The 17,876-nt window shown below is 71.4% G+C and carries 14 protein-coding genes and 2 tRNA genes; 11 read left to right on the forward strand and 5 right to left on the reverse strand.

The features are described 5' to 3' along the window. Positions 1-875 precede the first annotated feature (875 nt). The 10 genes from dnaN (at position 876) to ACF1ED_RS26590 (ending at position 12,858) form a co-directional block, all read left to right on the forward strand. Positions 876-2,006 (forward strand): DNA polymerase III subunit beta, encoded by a 1,131-nt coding sequence (gene dnaN, locus ACF1ED_RS26545; RefSeq protein ID WP_189953483.1) that lies wholly within the window; start codon positions 876-878, stop codon positions 2,004-2,006. Positions 2,007-2,209: 203 nt separating this feature from the next. Next, entirely contained in the window at positions 2,210-3,085 is an 876-nt protein-coding gene (gene gnd / locus ACF1ED_RS26550; RefSeq protein ID WP_391764543.1) for a phosphogluconate dehydrogenase (NAD(+)-dependent, decarboxylating), read from the forward strand. Positions 3,086-3,144: 59 nt separating this feature from the next. Then, the gene (gene recF / locus ACF1ED_RS26555; protein WP_391764545.1) at positions 3,145-4,266 is read left to right on the forward strand and encodes a DNA replication/repair protein RecF; all 1,122 of its coding nucleotides are present in this window, start codon (positions 3,145-3,147) and stop codon (positions 4,264-4,266) included. Then, positions 4,263-4,826 (forward strand): DUF721 domain-containing protein, encoded by a 564-nt coding sequence (locus tag ACF1ED_RS26560; protein ID WP_391764547.1) that lies wholly within the window; start codon positions 4,263-4,265, stop codon positions 4,824-4,826. Before recF ends, ACF1ED_RS26560 begins: the two co-directional genes overlap by 4 nt. A 340-nt stretch (positions 4,827-5,166) precedes the next feature. Next, positions 5,167-7,197, forward strand: a complete 2,031-nt coding sequence (gene gyrB, locus ACF1ED_RS26565) for a DNA topoisomerase (ATP-hydrolyzing) subunit B (protein ID WP_391764549.1) — start codon at positions 5,167-5,169, stop codon at positions 7,195-7,197. Between the two features lie 41 nt (positions 7,198-7,238). Then, positions 7,239-9,842, forward strand: coding sequence for a DNA gyrase subunit A (gyrA, locus tag ACF1ED_RS26570; RefSeq protein WP_391764551.1), 2,604 nt, complete (start codon positions 7,239-7,241; stop codon positions 9,840-9,842). 3 nt (positions 9,843-9,845) lie between these two features. Then, positions 9,846-10,517 carry a DUF3566 domain-containing protein gene (locus tag ACF1ED_RS26575; RefSeq protein ID WP_391764553.1) on the forward strand — a complete coding sequence of 224 codons (672 nt, stop codon included), beginning with the start codon at positions 9,846-9,848 and terminating at the stop codon, positions 10,515-10,517. Between the two features lie 121 nt (positions 10,518-10,638). Then, positions 10,639-10,712: transfer RNA gene (locus ACF1ED_RS26580), tRNA-Ile, on the forward strand. A 147-nt stretch (positions 10,713-10,859) separates the two neighbouring features. Next, positions 10,860-10,994 (forward strand): DLW-39 family protein, encoded by a 135-nt coding sequence (locus tag ACF1ED_RS26585; protein WP_208809277.1) that lies wholly within the window; start codon positions 10,860-10,862, stop codon positions 10,992-10,994. Between the two features lie 535 nt (positions 10,995-11,529). Next, on the forward strand, positions 11,530-12,858 hold the full coding sequence (locus tag ACF1ED_RS26590; RefSeq protein ID WP_391764555.1) for a hypothetical protein: 1,329 nt from the start codon (positions 11,530-11,532) through the stop codon (positions 12,856-12,858). Between the two features lies 1 nt (position 12,859). Here ACF1ED_RS26590 and ACF1ED_RS26595 read toward each other — a convergent pair whose 3' ends face one another. Together ACF1ED_RS26595 and ACF1ED_RS26600 are read right to left on the reverse strand one after the other, a co-directional pair. Continuing rightward, positions 12,860-14,188: a protein kinase gene (locus ACF1ED_RS26595; protein ID WP_391764557.1), complete on the reverse strand. Its 1,329-nt coding sequence runs from the start codon at positions 14,186-14,188 to the stop codon at positions 12,860-12,862. A gap of 50 nt (positions 14,189-14,238) precedes the next feature. Further along, positions 14,239-14,790: a helix-turn-helix domain-containing protein gene (locus tag ACF1ED_RS26600; protein ID WP_391764558.1), complete on the reverse strand. Its 552-nt coding sequence runs from the start codon at positions 14,788-14,790 to the stop codon at positions 14,239-14,241. Positions 14,791-14,918: 128 nt separating this feature from the next. On the opposite strand from ACF1ED_RS26600, the gene ACF1ED_RS26605 reads away from it, so the two are divergent. Continuing rightward, positions 14,919-14,991: transfer RNA gene (locus tag ACF1ED_RS26605), tRNA-Ala, on the forward strand. 60 nt (positions 14,992-15,051) lie between these two features. On the opposite strand, the gene ACF1ED_RS26610 is transcribed toward ACF1ED_RS26605, so the two are convergent. From ACF1ED_RS26610 to ACF1ED_RS26620, 3 genes are read right to left on the reverse strand one after another with little or no spacing between them, the layout of a single operon-like run. Beyond that, on the reverse strand, positions 15,052-15,528 hold the full coding sequence (locus ACF1ED_RS26610) for a hypothetical protein (protein WP_391764560.1): 477 nt from the start codon (positions 15,526-15,528) through the stop codon (positions 15,052-15,054). Positions 15,529-15,556: 28 nt separating this feature from the next. Continuing rightward, entirely contained in the window at positions 15,557-16,456 is a 900-nt protein-coding gene (locus ACF1ED_RS26615) for an RNA polymerase sigma-70 factor (RefSeq protein WP_391764562.1), read from the reverse strand. A gap of 31 nt (positions 16,457-16,487) precedes the next feature. Next, complete coding sequence (locus ACF1ED_RS26620; protein WP_391764564.1) at positions 16,488-17,687, reverse strand: NAD(P)/FAD-dependent oxidoreductase; 1,200 nt, start codon at positions 17,685-17,687, stop codon at positions 16,488-16,490. Positions 17,688-17,876 lie beyond the last annotated feature (189 nt).

A 17,876-nucleotide genomic window follows, 5' to 3' on the forward strand; every position in this document is an offset into this window, starting at 1 on the left:
CTCCACGCCACAGACCCGCGCCCCGCAGCCACCGTGCGGCGGCGGTACAGCGGCTGTGGATGGATCGAAGGGCGCTCCGGGACACCTCCTGGAGCGCCCTTCGGCGTTCCCGCGGGGCCGCCGACGTGGCGAGCATCCGTCAGGAGCCGGGCCGCTGTGTTCGATTGCTCCGTTTCGGTGGCGGGTTCTCCACAGATTGGGGGATGATCTCCCGTCCACAGGGTGGGGACTGTCGAGTTATCCGGATCGTGTCCACAGGCGAGGCCGACGACCGGCCATCGCTCCAGCTCAGGGGGGTGTGGATTTGTTGGCAACTGTTTTCCACAGGCTGTGGATGAATCCTTCGTCCACAGGGGGCCCGGAGAGTTGTCCACCGGCTGCCCACAGGCACGAGCCTGTTGCCCACAGCTTCTCCACACCGCTGTCCACTGTTCGGCAACAAAACACCCCCTCTCACCGCTTGGAGTGAAAGGCGTCACACCAAGGGAGACGTTTGGGCTGTGGGGAACCTGGGGAAAGCTGGGGACAGCGCTGGGGAGAACTCCCCCTCGCCTGTGTATGGGGTGTGCAGAACTTTCCGGTGTCCACAGAGAACCGTGGTTTTCCACTGGTTCCACCCACAGGGGCAGTGGACAAAAAACCGGCTCTGACCTGCGTGGACGACGTTATCCACGGTTTCCACAGGCCCTACTACTACTGCCACTCATAGTTAGCCCGGGAATCGCTTTGAAGCGGGGCCTGTGCACAACTCGGCGCCGGAGCCCCGAGCCGCTCTCGTCACGACTTGACCCCGAGCCGCACCGAGTGTCGGCGGCGTACGTCAGACTGGATCCCGCAGTCGACGAAGAGCCAGCAACAAGCAGGAGGCGGTTCCGGTGAAGATCCGGGTGGAGCGCGATGTACTCGCGGAGGCGGTGGCGTGGGTGGCCCGCAGCCTTCCGGCCCGTCCGCCGGCGCCTGTGCTCGCCGGCCTCCTGCTGAAGGCGGAGGACGGCGCGCTGAGCTTCTCGAGCTTCGACTACGAGGTCTCCGCCCGCGTCTCCGTCGAGGCCGAGGTCGAGGAGGACGGCACCGTCCTCGTCTCCGGCCGCCTCCTCGCCGACATCTGCCGCGCCCTCCCCAACCGTCCGGTGGAGATCTCCACAGACGGTGTACGGGCGACCGTGGTCTGCGGCTCCTCCCGCTTCACTCTCCACACCCTCCCTGTGGAGGAGTACCCGGCGCTGCCGGAGATGCCCACCGCGACGGGCACCGTCCCCGGCGAGGTCTTCGCCGCGGCCGCCGCCCAGGTGGCCATCGCCGCCGGCCGGGACGACACGCTGCCCGTCCTCACCGGTGTGCGCATCGAGATCGAGGGCGACACGGTAACCCTGGCCTCCACCGACCGCTACCGCTTCGCGGTCCGCGAGTTCCTGTGGAAGCCGGAGTCCCCGGACGCCTCCGCGGTCGCCCTGGTGCCCGCGAAGACCCTCCTGGACACCGCGAAGGCGCTCACCAGCGGCGACACCGTCACGCTGGCGCTCTCCGGCTCCGGCAAGGGCGAGGGCCTGATCGGCTTCGAGGGCGCGGGCCGCCGCACCACGACCCGTCTGCTCGAAGGCGACCTGCCGAAGTACCGCACGCTCTTCCCCACCGAGTTCAACTCGGTCGCGGTGATCGAGACCGCCCCCTTCGTGGAGGCCGTCAAGCGCGTGGCCCTGGTCGCCGAGCGCAACACCCCGGTCCGCCTCAGCTTCGAGCAGGGCGTGCTCATCCTGGAGGCCGGCTCCAGCGACGACGCACAGGCTGTGGAAAGGGTCGACGCGCAGCTGGACGGCGACGACATCTCGATCGCCTTCAACCCGACCTTCCTGCTGGACGGCCTGAGCGCGATCGACTCCCCGGTCGCCCAGCTCTCCTTCACGACCTCCACCAAGCCGGCGCTGCTGAGCGGCCGCCCGGCCGTGGACGCGGAGGCGGACGAGGCCTACAAGTACCTGATCATGCCGGTGCGGCTGAGCGGCTGACCCTCTGCCGGGGGTCCGGGGGTCGCCCCCCGGGTGGCGAGGTACGCCGGTGCGGCTGAGCGGCTGAGGTGCTCCTCGGCCGAGCGGCTGACCTGTGCTCCGAGGGGTTCGACTGAGCGGCTGACCCCACAGGTGTGCGGCCGGGTCCGGGCGTAGGCTCGGACCCGGGTAGGAACCGCACACGACGCTTAAGGAACACTCTGATGGAGCTCGGTCTCGTCGGTCTCGGCAAGATGGGCGGCAACATGCGCGAGCGCATCCGCCGCGCAGGCCACACCGTCATCGGATACGACCGCAACCCGGACCTCGCCGATGTCCACAGCCTCGAAGAGCTTGTGGGCAAGCTCAAGGGTCCGCGCGTCGTCTGGGTCATGGTCCCCGCCGGTGCGGCGACCCAGTCCACCGTCGACGAGCTGGCGGAGCTGCTCTCCCCCGGCGACATCGTCGTGGACGGCGGGAACTCCCGCTGGACCGACGACGAGAAGCACGCCGAGGAGCTCGCCGCCAAGGGCATCGGCTTCGTCGACTGCGGTGTCTCCGGCGGCGTCTGGGGCCTGGAGAACGGCTACGCCCTGATGTACGGCGGCTCCGCCGAGGACGTCGCGAAGGTCCAGCCCGTCTTCGACGCGCTCAAGCCCGAGGGCCCGTACGGCGCCGTCCACGCCGGCAAGGTCGGCGCCGGCCACTTCGCGAAGATGGTCCACAACGGCATCGAGTACGCCATGATGCAGGCCTACGCCGAGGGCTGGGAGCTGCTGGAGAAGGTCGACTCCGTGGAGAACGTCCGCGAGATCTTCCGCTCCTGGCAGGAGGGCACGGTCATCCGCTCCTGGCTGCTCGACCTCGCGGTCAACGCCCTCGACGAGGACGAGCACCTGGACCAGCTGCGCGGCTACGCGTCGGACTCCGGCGAGGGCCGGTGGACCGTCGAGGCCGCCATCGACAACGCCGTACCGCTGCCGGCGATCACCGCGTCGCTGTTCGCGCGGTTCGCGTCCCGGCAGGACGACTCGCCGCAGATGAAGATGATCGCCGCGCTGCGCAACCAGTTCGGCGGCCACGCGGTCGAGAAGAAGTAGCAATCCACAGGCTGTGCACCACCCGGTGCGCAGCGACCGGGGGAAGGCCGGCGCCCACCATGCACGTCACGCACCTCTCGCTGGCCGACTTCCGCTCGTACGCCCGGGCCGAGGTGTCCCTCGACCCGGGCGTCACCGCGTTCGTGGGGGCGAACGGCCAGGGGAAGACCAACCTCGTCGAGGCCGTCGGCTATCTCGCCACCCTCGGCAGCCACCGCGTCGCCTCGGACGCCCCGCTGGTGCGGATGGGCGCCGAGCGCGCCGTCATCCGCGCCGCCGTCACCCAGGGCGAGCGCTCCCAGCTGGTCGAGCTGGAGCTCAACCCGGGCCGCGCCAACCGCGCCCGCATCAACAGGTCCTCGCAGGTCAAACCCCGTGACGTGCTCGGAATCGTGCGGACCGTGCTCTTCGCGCCCGAGGACCTGTCGCTGATCAAGGGCGACCCCGGCGAGCGCCGGCGCTTCCTCGACGAGCTGATCACGGCGCGCGCGCCCCGCATGGCGGGCGTGCGCTCCGACTACGAGCGCGTGCTGAAGCAGCGCAACACCCTGCTGAAGTCCGCCGCCATGGCCCGCCGCCACGGCGGCCGGGGCATGGACCTGTCCACACTCGACGTCTGGGACCAGCACCTGGCCCGGGCCGGAGCCGAACTGCTCGCCCAGCGGCTCGATCTCGTCCACACCCTCCAGCCGCTCGCGGACAAGGCGTACGAACAGCTCGCGCCCGGCGGCGGACCGATTCTGCTGGAGTACCGCCCCTCCGCCCCCGGCACCGGGCACACCCGCGAGGAGCTGTACGAGCAGCTGATCGCCGCCCTGGAGGAGGCCCGCAAGCAGGAGATCGAGCGCGGGGTCACCCTGGTCGGCCCGCACCGCGACGAGCTGCTGCTGCGCCTCGGCGACCTGCCGGCCAAGGGGTACGCCAGCCACGGCGAGTCCTGGTCGTACGCGCTGGCGCTCCGCCTCGCCTCGTACGACCTGCTGCGCGCCGAGGGCAACGAGCCGGTCCTGGTCCTCGACGACGTCTTCGCCGAGCTGGACGCGCGCCGGCGCGAGCGGCTGGCGGAGCTGGTGGCCCACGGCGAGCAGGTGCTGGTGACGGCCGCCGTCGACGACGACGTGCCGGAGGTGCTGGCCGGGACGCGGTACGCGGTGGCCGGAGGGACGGTGGAGCGCGTATGAGCGGCGTACCCGGCGAAACTTCCCCACAGCCTGTGGACAAGCCCGCGGCTCCCGAACCCTCGGGCGTGGACCTCGCCCGGGTCGCGCTGCGCGCCGCCAAGGAGCAGGCACGCGCGCGCGGGGCGGCCGCGCAACAGAAGAACCAGGCCAGGCGCGGCGGCGGACTGCGCTCCGGCGCGCGCGCCGACGGGCGCGACCCGATGGCCCTCGGCTCCGCGATCAACCGGCTGCTCGCCGAGCGCGGCTGGGAGACCCCGGCCGCCGTCGGCGGGGTCATGGGCCGGTGGCCGCAGATCGTCGGCGAGGACCTGGCCAAGCACTGCGTACCGGTGAAGTACGAAGAGGAGCCGGACGCGCGGGTGCTGACCGTGCAGTGCGACTCGACGGCGTGGGCCACGCAGCTGCGGCTGCTCGCGCCGACGCTGGTCGCCCGGCTGAACGAGGACCTCGGGCACGGGACGGTACGGCTGATCAAGGTGCTGGGGCCCGGTGCGGGAGCGCGGCGGTTCGGCCCGCTGCGGGCGCCGGGATCGGTCGGGCCCGGGGACACGTACGGCTGAGCCGGTCCCGGCCCCGACCCCGCTGCGGGCCCTCGCGGCGCGGGTGCGGCAGGCCGTGCGAGGGCCCGCGCCCGCCGGTTCCGCCCCCTCGGGACGAGGCTCCACCACGAGACGCCACGGGCCGTCACCGGCCGAAGCGCTAGGTGGCCGTCAGGGGCCCCTGGAGCCCCTGCCCGGATATGGGGAGTCGTCTCGGGGCCGCGGAGGGCGGCACATGCGCATTCAGGTACCGGCAAACCCCCATGAGTGTCAGCGGTACCGGTAGACTGGAAGACAATCCCGCCACACTGCGGAACTGTCGAACGACGCAGCCGGCTCCCCTATGCCCGGAGCACGGCCTGTGCTGTGCCAGAAAGGGCGCTTCGTGGCCGATTCCGGCAACCCCAACGAGAACAACCAGTACACCGCCAGCAACATCCAGGTCTTGGAGGGCCTGGATGCGGTGCGCAAGCGCCCCGGCATGTACATCGGCTCGACCGGCGAGCGCGGCCTGCACCACATGGTGCAGGAGGTCGTCGACAACTCGGTCGACGAGGCCCTGGCCGGCCACGCGGACACCATCGACGTGACGATCCTGCCCGACGGCGGCGTCCGCGTCGTCGACAACGGCCGCGGCATCCCCGTCGGCATCGTCGAGTCCGAGGGCAAGCCGGCCGTCGAGGTCGTGCTGACGGTCCTCCACGCGGGCGGAAAGTTCGGCGGCGGCGGCTACGCGGTCTCCGGCGGTCTGCACGGCGTGGGCGTCTCCGTCGTCAACGCGCTGTCCACCAAGGTGTCGGTGGAGATCAAGACCGACGGCCACCGCTGGACCCAGGACTACAAGATGGGCGCCCCGACCGCGCCCCTCGCGCAGCACGAGGAGACCTCGGAGACCGGCACCTCGGTCACCTTCTGGTCCGACCCCGAGATCTTCGAGACGGTCGAGTACTCCTTCGAGACGCTCTCGCGCCGCTTCCAGGAGATGGCCTTCCTCAACAAGGGCCTGACGATCACGCTCACCGACGAGCGCGACTCCGCCAAGGCCACGGTCGGCGCCGACGACCCCGACGCCGAGGCCGCCGCGGAGCCGGCCGCCCGCACGGTGACGTACCACTACGAGGGCGGCATCGTCGACTTCGTGAAGTACCTCAACTCGCGCAAGGGCGAGCTGATCAACCCGACCGTCATCGACATCGAGGCCGAGGACAAGGAGCGCCTGCTCTCCGCCGAGATCGCGATGCAGTGGAACTCGTCGTACAGCGAGGGCGTGTACTCCTTCGCCAACACGATCCACACCCACGAGGGCGGCACCCACGAGGAGGGCTTCCGCGCCGCGCTGACGACGCTCGTCAACAAGTACGCGCGCGAGAAGAAGCTCCTTCGCGAGAAGGACGACAACCTCACCGGCGACGACATCCGCGAGGGCCTGACCGCGATCATCTCGATCAAGATCGGCGAGCCGCAGTTCGAGGGCCAGACCAAGACCAAGCTCGGCAACACCGAGGCGAAGACCTTCGTCCAGAAGGTCGTCCACGAGCACCTGACGGACTGGTTCGACCGGAACCCGAACGAGGCCGCGGACATCATCCGCAAGGGCATCCAGGCCGCCACCGCGCGCGTGGCCGCCCGCAAGGCCCGCGACCTCACCCGCCGCAAGGGCCTCCTGGAGTCGGCCTCCCTGCCGGGCAAGCTCTCCGACTGCCAGTCGAACGACCCCACCAAGTGCGAGATCTTCATCGTCGAGGGCGACTCCGCCGGCGGCTCCGCCAAGTCCGGCCGGAACCCGATGTACCAGGCCATCCTGCCCATCCGGGGCAAGATCCTGAACGTCGAGAAGGCCCGCATCGACAAGATCCTCCAGAACACCGAGGTCCAGGCGCTGATCTCCGCCTTCGGCACCGGCGTCCACGAGGACTTCGACATCGAGAAGCTCCGCTACCACAAGATCATCCTGATGGCGGACGCCGACGTCGACGGCCAGCACATCAACACCCTGCTGCTCACCTTCCTCTTCCGCTTCATGCGGCCGCTGATCGAGCACGGGCACGTGTACCTCTCCCGCCCGCCGCTCTACAAGATCAAGTGGGGCCGGGAGGACTTCGAGTACGCCTACTCGGACCGCGAGCGCGACGCGCTCGTCGAGCTCGGCAAGCAGGCGGGCAAGCGGATCAAGGACGACTCGATCCAGCGCTTCAAGGGCCTCGGCGAGATGAACGCCGAGGAGCTGCGCGTCACCACCATGGACGTCGAACACCGCGTCCTCGGCCAGGTGACGCTGGACGACGCCGCCCAGGCCGACGACCTGTTCTCGGTGCTGATGGGCGAGGACGTCGAGGCACGCCGATCGTTCATCCAGCGCAACGCCAAGGACGTTCGCTTCCTCGACATCTGAGTCGGTCCCAGCTGACCGTACGAAAGGACTGACGACCAGCAATGGCCGACGAGAACCCCCCCGTGACCACCGACGAAGAGGGCCCGCAGCTGCGGATCGAGCCCGTCGGGCTCGAGACCGAGATGCAGCGCTCGTACCTCGACTACGCGATGTCCGTCATCGTGTCCCGCGCGCTGCCCGACGTCCGCGACGGCCTCAAGCCCGTCCACCGGCGCGTGCTGTACGCGATGTACGACGGCGGCTACCGGCCCGAGAAGGGCTTCTACAAGTGCGCCCGCGTCGTCGGCGACGTCATGGGTACGTACCACCCGCACGGCGACACCTCCATCTACGACGCGCTCGTCCGCCTCGCCCAGCACTGGTCGATGCGCATGCCGCTCGTCGACTCCAACGGCAACTTCGGCTCCCCGGGCAACGACCCGGCCGCCGCCATGCGCTACACCGAGTGCAAGATGGCGCCGCTGTCGATGGAGATGGTCCGGGACATCGACGAGGAGACCGTCGACTTCCAGGACAACTACGACGGCCGCAACCAGGAGCCGACGGTCCTCCCGGCCCGGTTCCCGAACCTGCTGGTCAACGGCTCCGCCGGCATCGCGGTCGGCATGGCGACCAACATCCCGCCGCACAACCTCCGCGAGGTCGCCGAGGGCGCCCAGTGGTACCTGGCCCACCCCGAGGCCAGCCACGAGGAGCTCCTCGACGCGCTCATCGAGCGGATCAAGGGCCCCGACTTCCCCACCGGCGCGCTCGTCGTCGGCCGCAAGGGCATCGAGGAGGCGTACCGCACCGGCCGCGGCTCCATCACGATGCGCGCGGTCGTCGAGGTCGAGGAGATCCAGAACCGCCAGTGCCTGGTGGTCACCGAGCTGCCCTACCAGGTCAACCCGGACAACCTCGCGCAGAAGATCGCCGACCTGGTGAAGGACGGCAAGATCGGCGGCATCGCCGACGTCCGCGACGAGACCTCGTCCCGGACCGGCCAGCGCCTGGTCATCGTGCTCAAGCGGGACGCCGTCGCCAAGGTCGTCCTCAACAACCTGTACAAGCACACCGACCTCCAGACGAACTTCGGCGCCAACATGCTGGCGCTCGTCGACGGGGTGCCGCGCACCCTCTCCCTGGACGCGTTCATCCGCCACTGGGTGACGCACCAGATCGAGGTCATCGTCCGCCGGACGAAGTTCCGGCTGCGCAAGGCCGAGGAGCGCGCCCACATCCTGCGCGGCCTCCTCAAGGCGCTCGACGCGATCGACGAGGTCATCGCCCTCATCCGGCGCAGCGACACGGTCGAGGTCGCCCGCGAGGGCCTCATGGGCCTCCTCCGGATCGACGAGATCCAGGCCAACGCGATCCTGGAGATGCAGCTCCGCCGGCTCGCCGCCCTGGAGCGCCAGAAGATCATCGCCGAGCACGACGAGCTCCAGGCGAAGATCAACGAGTACAACTCGATCCTCGCCTCGCCCGAGAAGCAGCGGATCATCGTCAGCGAGGAACTGGCCGCGATCGTCGACAAGTTCGGCGACGACCGGCGCTCCAAGCTGGTGCCCTTCGACGGCGACATGTCCATCGAGGACCTCATCGCCGAAGAGGACATCGTCGTCACCATCACGCGCGGCGGCTACGTCAAGCGGACGAAGACCGAGGACTACCGCTCGCAGAAGCGCGGCGGCAAGGGCGTGCGCGGGACGAAGCTGAAGCAGGACGACATCGTCGACCACTTCTTCGTCTCCACCACCCACCACTGGCTGCTCTTCTTCACCAACAAGGGCCGGGTCTACCGGGCCAAGGCGTACGAGCTGCCGGACGCCGGCCGGGACGCGCGCGGCCAGCACGTGGCCAACCTGCTGGCCTTCCAGCCGGACGAGCAGATCGCCCAGATCCTGGCGATCCGCGACTACGGGGCCGCGCCCTACCTGGTCCTCGCCACCCGCTCCGGCCTGGTGAAGAAGACCGCGCTGAAGGACTACGACTCGCCGCGTTCCGGCGGCGTCATCGCGATCAACCTGCGCGAGCGCGACAACGGCGCCGAAGGCGTCGCCGACGAGCTGATCGGCGCCGAGCTGGCCTCCGCCGAGGACGACCTGCTGCTGATCTCCAAGAAGGCGCAGTCGATCCGCTTCACCGCCACGGACGACGCGCTGCGCCCGATGGGCCGCGCCACCTCGGGCGTCAAGGGCATGAGTTTCCGCGAGGACGACGAACTGCTCTCGATGAATGTCGTCCGGCCCGGTACGTTCGTCTTCACCGCGACGGACGGCGGGTACGCCAAGCGCACCCCCGTCGACGAGTACCGCGTCCAGGGCCGCGGCGGCCTCGGTATCAAGGCCGCCAAGATCGTGGAGGACCGCGGCTCGCTCGTGGGCGCGCTGGTGGTCGAGGAGACCGACGAGATCCTCGCCATCACGCTCTCCGGCGGTGTGATTCGCACGCGAGTCAGCGAAGTCAGGGAGACCGGCCGTGACACCATGGGCGTCCAGCTGATCAATCTGGGCAAGCGCGATGCCGTCGTCGGCATCGCACGGAACGCCGAGGCCGGCAGCGAGGACGAAGAGGTCGACGACGCCGAGGGTGCCTTCGAGGCAGCCGAGGCCGAGGCATCGGTCGAGGGCACGGAGCCCTCGGCCGGGGATCACGAGGAGTAGAGCGTGAGTGGAGCCACGGGCGCCGGATCGTCGGCTGCCGGAGCTTCTGCAGGTGCTGGAGCGTACGGCGCCCGTGGCTCGGCCACGGACTCCCAGGGGGGTGCGGTGACGGACACTCGGGGGCAGCAGCCCCCCTACGAGGCCTACAACGGGGCTCTGCCGGGCGAGCGCCAGGGCGCGCAGCAGCAGGGTGGCCCGTACCACCCGCCGCAGGCGTACGGCGCTCCGGCGCCGGCCGGCCAGGCGCGGGGCGGCAACACCGGAGCCGTGCGCCGGCCGCGGACCGGGGCACGCACCACGCCCCGCACCCGCAAGGCGCGGCTGCGGGTGGCGAAGGCCGACCCGTGGTCGGTCATGAAGGTGAGCTTCCTGCTCTCCATCGCGCTGGGCATCTGCACGGTCGTCGCGGCGGCCGTGCTGTGGATGGTCATGGACGCCATGGGCGTCTTCTCGACGGTCGGCGGGACGATCAGCGAGGCCACGGGCTCGAACGAGTCCAACGGCTTCGACCTGCAGTCCTTCCTGTCGCTGCCGAGGGTCCTGATGTTCACCTCGGTGATCGCGGTGATCGACGTGGTCCTGATGACGGCGCTGGCGACCCTCGGCGCGTTCATCTACAACCTGTCCGCCGGCTTCGTCGGCGGCGTCGAGCTCACGCTCGCCGAGGACGAGTAGCGCGCCCGGGGGCCGGACCGCGCGTCTCCCGGGGCCTTCGGCCCGGGCGATTTTGGGACTGGCCCCCACGTGCGCTAATCTTCAGGAGTCAGCGCGCGGGACACACACCGCAAAGCGCGGCGGGGCTATAGCTCAGTTGGTTAGAGCGCATCCCTGATAAGGATGAGGCCACAGGTTCAAATCCTGTTAGCCCCACAGAAGTGATCGACCCGGACGGTTCCACCGTCCGGGTCGATTTCGTTGTGTGAGGTTTGGCGCTCGTACAGGTCACCGATCGGTATCGGTCGATGTGTAGAGTGGGCGTCAGAAGTCTCCTACGTCAACGAAAGACGAGGTCGCGCGGTGAAGAAGCTGCTCCTGGTCGCACTGGCCGCCATCGGCGGGCTCCTCGTGTACCGCCAGATCCAGGCGGATCGCGCCGAGCAGGACCTGTGGACGGAGGCGACCGACTCGGTCCCGTCCGGCTCCGGTGTCTGAGACCCACCCCAGCTGAGAACCGAGGTCCCGGCCGCGCGCACCGCGCGGCCGGGACCTCGGCGTTTCCGGCCCTGGTGCGGGCCCGTGCGGCGCGGGCCGCTCCCCGTCGTGACGCGAAGCCCCTGAGTTCACCGAAGCGAATCACCGGATTGCGTGAGCGAAACCGCGGGCAAGCGTGCGCGGGCGGATCCCCTCGACGGCGGCCGGAGGCACCGGGACCGCGCCCGGCGGAGCCCTCGTGACGGGTGCTCGGCCGCGGCGGGTGCTCGACCGCGTCGGGCTTCGAGGCCGCCGTGGCCGCCCTCACGACCGGGAGCCACTTCCAGCGCCTTTTCCCTCCGCGAGGCCGCCCGAGGGGCCGCCACGGCCCGCCACGGGCGCCACGCGCGCGTGGCGGCCTCCGAGGGCGCGAAGGGCGGGGACGAATCCGCCCCCGGTGCGGACACCGGGGGCGCGAGCGGGGCAGGATGGTCCGGCACGGCGGCCCTGGCGGCCGGCGGCGGGGCACGGTGACGTACACGACGAGGGGAAGCGCGTGAGCACGCAGGCGGGGGCCACGGCGGGGGACGGGACCGGACGTCGGGGGAGGACCGCGGCCGGGACGCGGAAGGTCGCGGCGCTCCTCACGGCCGCTGCCGCGGTGGGCACGCTCACCGCCCTGCCCGCGTCGGCGGCCGAGGGCGCTCCCCCGCCCGCGTACTCCTTCGACCCCGGGGCGCGGCGGATCGCGGGCGCCTCCTCCAGCGCCTTGGCGTCGGTGCTGGAGCCCGGCAAGACCTACCGGGACACCCTCAAGAAGGACGGCAAGCTCTACTACCGGCTCAATCTGGACACGCTGAGGAACTCGTACGTCTCCGCGGTCGCCGTCCCCGAGCCGGGCGGGAAGGTCGCCTACGGCGACGGTTTCAAGATCACCATCCAGGACGGCTCAGGCACCGACTGCGGCTACCAGGACGTCAACTTCGGGTCCGGCGAGTACGTCCGGCCGCTGGCCGGCTACGCGCGCCGGATCGTCCACCCGGACGGTTCCTCCTGCCAGGAGGCCGGCACGTACTACGCGGTCGTCGAGCGCGAGTCGGACGCCGCCTCCGCCCCGGACGACTGGGAACTGGAGCTCCAGCACGTCACCGAGCCGCTGCTGAAGCAGAACGGCCCGGACAAGCTGCCCGACGCCTGGCCCTCGGGGACGCCCGCCCCGGTCGCCGGCGAGCCGAGGGAGCGCCAGGGCGGCAACGGCTTCCACGACGCCGTCTCCCTGGACACGGGCGAGTGGCGGGCGAGCATCCGGCCCGGCCAGACGCTCTTCTGGCGGGTGCCCCTCGACTGGGGCCAGCAGCTGTTCGCCAGTGCCGAGCTGGGCAGCAGCGACGCGGGCGACGACTCGGTGAGCTACGCGCTCGCGCTCGGGCTCGACAACCCGGCGCGCGGCTTCGTCGACCTCCGGACGGTCAACTTCAGCGGCGATCCCGCCACGGTCGCCCTCGACCCGCAGCGGCCGGTCGACCACAGGAACCGCTCCTCGTACGAGACCGCCACGAGCGGCATGCGGTTCGCCGGCTGGTACTACCTCACCGCCACCCTCAGCCCGGAGATGGCCCAGGAGTACGGCGACCAGCCGGTGCCGCTGGTCCTGCGGACCATCGTCCGGGGGGACAGGAAGCCGGGCCCCGGGTACGACGGCGACCCCGGCGTCTTCCAGGTGACCTCCGACGACAGGGAGGCCGCGAAGAACGGCGCGACGGGCGCGGCGGCCGCCACCGATTCCACGATGGTGGCCGTCGCGGCGGGCGGCCTCGGCCTCGGCACCGTCCTGCTGGTCGGCCTCGGCGCCTGGACGCTGCTGGCCCGCAGGGCGGCCCGCTGACTCAGACCTGGGTCAGCGCCCAGAAGCCGACCGCGAGCGACACCAGCGCGAGGAGCAGTACCGGGACCGCCACCTTCGGGGGCGGTCCCGGACGTCGTTCCGGGGACGACGTCAGGGTCGGCTCGGGGTGGTGGACGGGAACCCGGCCGGGCTGGGCGGTGTATGGATTCGTAGGGGAGTGCGGAGCGGAGGGACCGAAGGGGGGCACGGGATGGGCGACCGGCGGGGGCAGATGGAAGCTGCCCGTCTCGGAGGCCGCGGGCACCGGCTGGTACTGCTGGTACGGATTGCTCTGGGGGGCCTGGTACGGCTCCCGGTACGCCTGGGGCACGGACGCCGGCGCGGGCGGTACGGGGGCGGGCGCGGCGGCCGGGACCTGCGGGGCCTGCGGGGTGTGAGGGGCCTGCGGGGCGTCCTGGACCGGCGGCGGGGCGTCCTGGACCGGGCGGACGGCCGGGCCCTCGGGGCCGAAGCCGGCCGGCAGCGGACCGATCTGGTCGGAGATCTCCACCCGCTCCTCGCCGGCCTCCGGCTCGGGCAGCGTCTCCACGGCGGCGTTCAGCGCCTTCCGGGCGCCCGTGGCCGTCCGGAAGCGGGCCTGCGGATCGGGCTGGAGCAGCCCGGCCAGCACCTGCCACAGCGGCTCCGGGACGGTGGCGGGCGCGGGCGGGGTGCCATGGGCCAGGAAGTGCTCCACCAGGGCCTGCGAGTCCGGCCGGGTGCCGTGCAGCAGATAGAGCGCGACCAGGCCGACGGCGTACAGGTCCGCCGTGAAGTCGGGCTCGGCGCCCAGGAGTTGCTCCGGCGCGAAGTAACCGGGCGTGCCCACCACGTAGTTGGTCTCGGTGAGCCGGGGTTCGCCCTTGCGCATCGAGATGCCGAAGTCCGACAGGCGCAGGTGCGGACGGCCCGCGCCGGTGGCCTCCATCAGGATGTTGGCCGGCTTGATGTCCCGGTGGACGACGCCTTCCGCGTGCACCGTCGCCAGGCCCGAGAGCAGCTGGTCGAGGAGGGTGCACACATAGCGGGGCGGCAGCGGGCCGTAGTCGCCGATGACGTGGGCGAGGGAGCCGCCGGAGACCAGATCCATCGTGAAGAGGACCTTGTCGTCGTCGGCGGCCCAGCTGGCCGGGGCGAGGACGTGCGGGTGGTCGATCCGCAGCGCCTGCTCCCGGACGAAGCGGAGCAGCGTGTGGGCGTCGCTCTGCTGGAGCACCTTGGCCGCCACGTAGCGGCGCCGGCGGTGGTCCCAGGCGCGCCAGACCGCGCCGGCCCCGCCCCGCCCGATGGGGTCGATCAGTTCGTACCTGCCGGCGAAGACCTCACCCATCGCGCTGCGCCCGCTCCCCGTCGTCCGTCGTCAGTCGTGCGTGTGCCGTGTCAGTTCTGGTGCGCCTCGTAGTGGGCGACCGCGTCGGCGGTGCGGCCGGCGCCGTACACCCGGAGGAACTCTGCCAGTTCCGGGTGGGCCGGGGCGAGGGAGTCGGCGGCGTCGATGATGTCCCCCGCGGCGGCCACGGAGCGCAACAGCGACTGGATCTCGCGGACCACGCGGCGCACGGTCGGGGCGCCGGATCCGTTGGTGGTCTGGCCGCTGGTGCCGGTCAGGACGGAGCCGCCCTGGGACTTCTTGATCTCGTCCATGCGGTCGGTGGCCTCGGCGGCGCTGACGCTGCCGTCGGCGACCTGCACGGCGAGCTCCTGGAGGGCCTGGACGCGCTGGACCACGGCCGGGTTGCCGATCTTGGCGCGCTGGCCGCTCATGAGCTGGGACAGCATGGGCGCGGAGAGCCCGAGCACGGCGGCCAGCCTGGCCTGGTTGAGCCCGAGGTCGTCGATCAGCCGGCGGAAGAGCGCCCCCAACGGCTCCCCGTACCAACTGCGCTGAAGCTCTCTGGCTCTTGCCGTGGCTTCCTGCTGCGCTGCGTCCATCACTTCTCCCCATCCCTGCGGTTCGCCACTGCGAACCTCGGTCAGCATCTTACGGAGCGTGGTCGTTCCTCGGGAGTCCCCTCCTTTTGCCCGGGACAGGGGGAGAACCGGTACGCTGTCCTCGTTCCGGGGCCTTAGCTCAGTTGGTAGAGCGCTGTCTTTGCATGGCAGATGTCAGGGGTTCGACTCCCCTAGGCTCCACCGGAAGGAAAAGCCCCTCCGAACTGCGGGTACGCAGCGCGGAGGGGCTTTTCGCGTGGGTCACGCGGTCCGTGGCGGCTCCTCGCGCGCCCGCGTCCCGGCCGGACCCGTCAGGGTGCGGGCCAGGTCCAGGGTGCTGAGGACGACCATCGCGACGCCCAGCGGCACGTGGAACGCCGGCAGGTGGGCGACGCCCAGGGCGACCTGCACCGAGGCGAGGACCAGCAGGCCGGAGGCGTACGCGATCGGCCGGGGGCTGCCGCCGCCCGGCCGCCAGGCCACCACCGCGGCCACCACGTAGAGCATCGAGGCGCCGTACATCACCCGGGAGCCGACGTCGTGGAGGAGCGCGCCCCGCGAGGAGACGAGCAGGGCCCCGGCCGTGCCCGCCTGGAAGAAGAGGGCCAGGGTCTGGAGGGCGACCGCGGCCCTGACGGTCCGGTGGAAGGCGGTGCCGGGCCGGGCGGTCGCGGGGGCCCCGGTCACGGGGGTCCCGGTCACGGGCTTCGCGGTCACGGGGTTCGGTCCGGGTGTCATCCGGGTCCTTTCCGGGGGCGGGAGGGCGTCAGTGGAGGGTGAGGGAGGTCTCGGCCATGACGTGGGTGAGCTTCTCGGGGTTGCGGACGTAGTAGAGGCCGCTGATCCGGCCGTCCTCGACGCGCAGCGCCATCACGCCGTCCAGCTCGCCGTCGAGGAGCACGGCGAGCGCCGGGGCGCCGTTGACGACGGTCGGCTCGGTGGTGACCGTGGCGTCGTGCTTGAGGGAGCCGCCGAGGTAGAAGCGGGTCACCTTGTCGGCGCCGACGACCGGGCGCAGCGCGGCCCGCTTGATCCCGCCTCCGTCGCTGACGAGGACGACGTCGGGGGCGAGCAGGGCCAGGAAGTCCTGCGGGTCGCGGGTCTCCAGCGCCTGCCGGAAGGAGTCCACGACCGCCCGCGCCTCACGGGCCGAGACCGTGGTGCGGGGACGCCGGGCGTCGACGTGCCGGCGGGCGCGGTGGGCGATCTGGCGGACGGCCGCCGGGGTCTTGTCGACGGCCGCCGCGATCTCCTCGTACCCCACCTCGAAGACCTCGCGCAGGACGAAGACGGCCCGTTCGGTCGGGGTGAGGGTCTCCAGGACCAGCATCATCGCCATGGACACCGACTCGGTCAGCTCGACGTCCTCGGCCACGTCCGGCGCGGTGAGCAGCGGCTCCGGCAGCCAGGGGCCGACGTACGCCTCGCGGCGGCGCTGTACGGTCCGCAGCCGGTTGAGGGCCTGGCGGGTGGTGATGCGGACGAGGTACGCCCGCCGGTCGCGGACCTGCTCCAGGTCGACGCCGGTCCAGCGGAGCCAGGTCTCCTGGAGGACGTCCTCGGCGTCGGCCGCCGAGCCGAGCATCTCGTACGCCACCGTGAAGAGCAGGTTCCGGTGGGCGACGAAGGCGTCCGTCGCCGGGTCCGTGGTGTGTTCGCCGGTCATGTTCCGTCTCCCCGTTTCTCGGTCCGCCGGGTCAGACCGCGCGCGCGGCGGTGTCCGTCGTGCGGACCGCGCGCTCCCGCAGCCGCCGCGGCCGGTGCTCGCCGCCCTTGGGCCAGGAGTGCGCACCGGGCTTGCGGGCCTCTTCGGTCAGGTGCTTGACGCTGAGCGTGCAGGCCAGCTCCTTGAGCCTCGCCCCCGCACGCCCGCCGACGTAGAGTCGCATCGCCCGGTCGTCCTTGTGCGCGATCTGGAAAATCGCCGTCCCGCGGCCGAAGCTGAGGCACATCGCGTTGAACGCCATGTCCACCGGCGCGGGGCGCTCGCCCGCGATCCGGGCCAGCACCGTGTCGGCGGCGTGCGCGCCGAGGCAGCCGGCGACGTAGGCGCTCATCCGGAAGGGCAGGTCCGAGGGGGCCGCGCAGTCCCCGGCCGCGACGATCCGCTCGTCGTCGACGCTCGTGAGGGTCTCGTCGGTGAGCAGCCGTCCGGCGGCGTCGGTGCTCAGCCCGCTGCGGACGGCCAGGTCCGGGACGCCGAAGCCGGCGGTCCAGACGGTGAGGCCGCCGGTCACCGTGCGGCCGTCGGCGAGGCGGACGGCCTCCGCCGTCACCTCGGTGACCCTGCTGCCGGGGCCGTCGAGCACGGTGACGCCGAGCGCGGCGAACCGGCGGGCGGCCGACCGCCGGACCCTGGGGTGCAGGTAGGGGCCGAGGACCCCGCCGCAGAGCAGCGTCACCGGACGGCCGCCCTCGGCGAGCTCGGCGGCGGTCTCGATGCCGGTCGGGCCGGCGCCGACGACGGTGACCGGGACCCCGGCCGGCAGGGCGGCGACGGCGGTCCGCAGCCGCTCGGCCGACTCCAGCTCGGCGACCTGGTGGGCGTGCTCGGCCACGCCGGGGACCTCCGGCCGGGCGCCGGTGGAGCCGACCGCGTAGACCAGGCGGTCGTAGCCGACCGTGGCACCCGACTCCAGGACGACCACGCGCGCGTGGACGTCGATCCGGGCCACGGAGCCGACGACCAGCCGGACGCGCTCCGCCAGCACCTCCTCGTACCGGACCACGCCGGAGTGGCTGCCGCCGACCACCTGGTGGAGGCGGAGGCGGGGGACGAACGACGGACGGGGGTTGATCACGGTCACGGTCACGTCGTCGCGCCCGGTGAGTCGGTTGGCCGCCATGACTCCGGCGTACCCGCCGCCGATCACGACCACTTCGGTGTTCCCGCTCATGGTGTCTCTCCCTCGTCCCGTACCGGCCCCTCCAGGGGTTCGACCTCAAGACACCGGGCGGGCGACGGCTGTGACGGGGTGTGACGCGGATCACTAAGTCGCGGGCGGGATCCGGGGCAGGCGACTGCTGCGTGCCGGGTCGTCAGAGGGTTGTCGAGTTCTGAATCACGAGGTTCACGCCTTGTGGTG

Origin of the sequence: Streptomyces sp. NPDC014656, assembly GCF_043084305.1 — a bacterium.
In the GTDB taxonomy this organism is placed as follows: Bacteria; Actinomycetota; Actinomycetes; order Streptomycetales; family Streptomycetaceae; genus Streptomyces.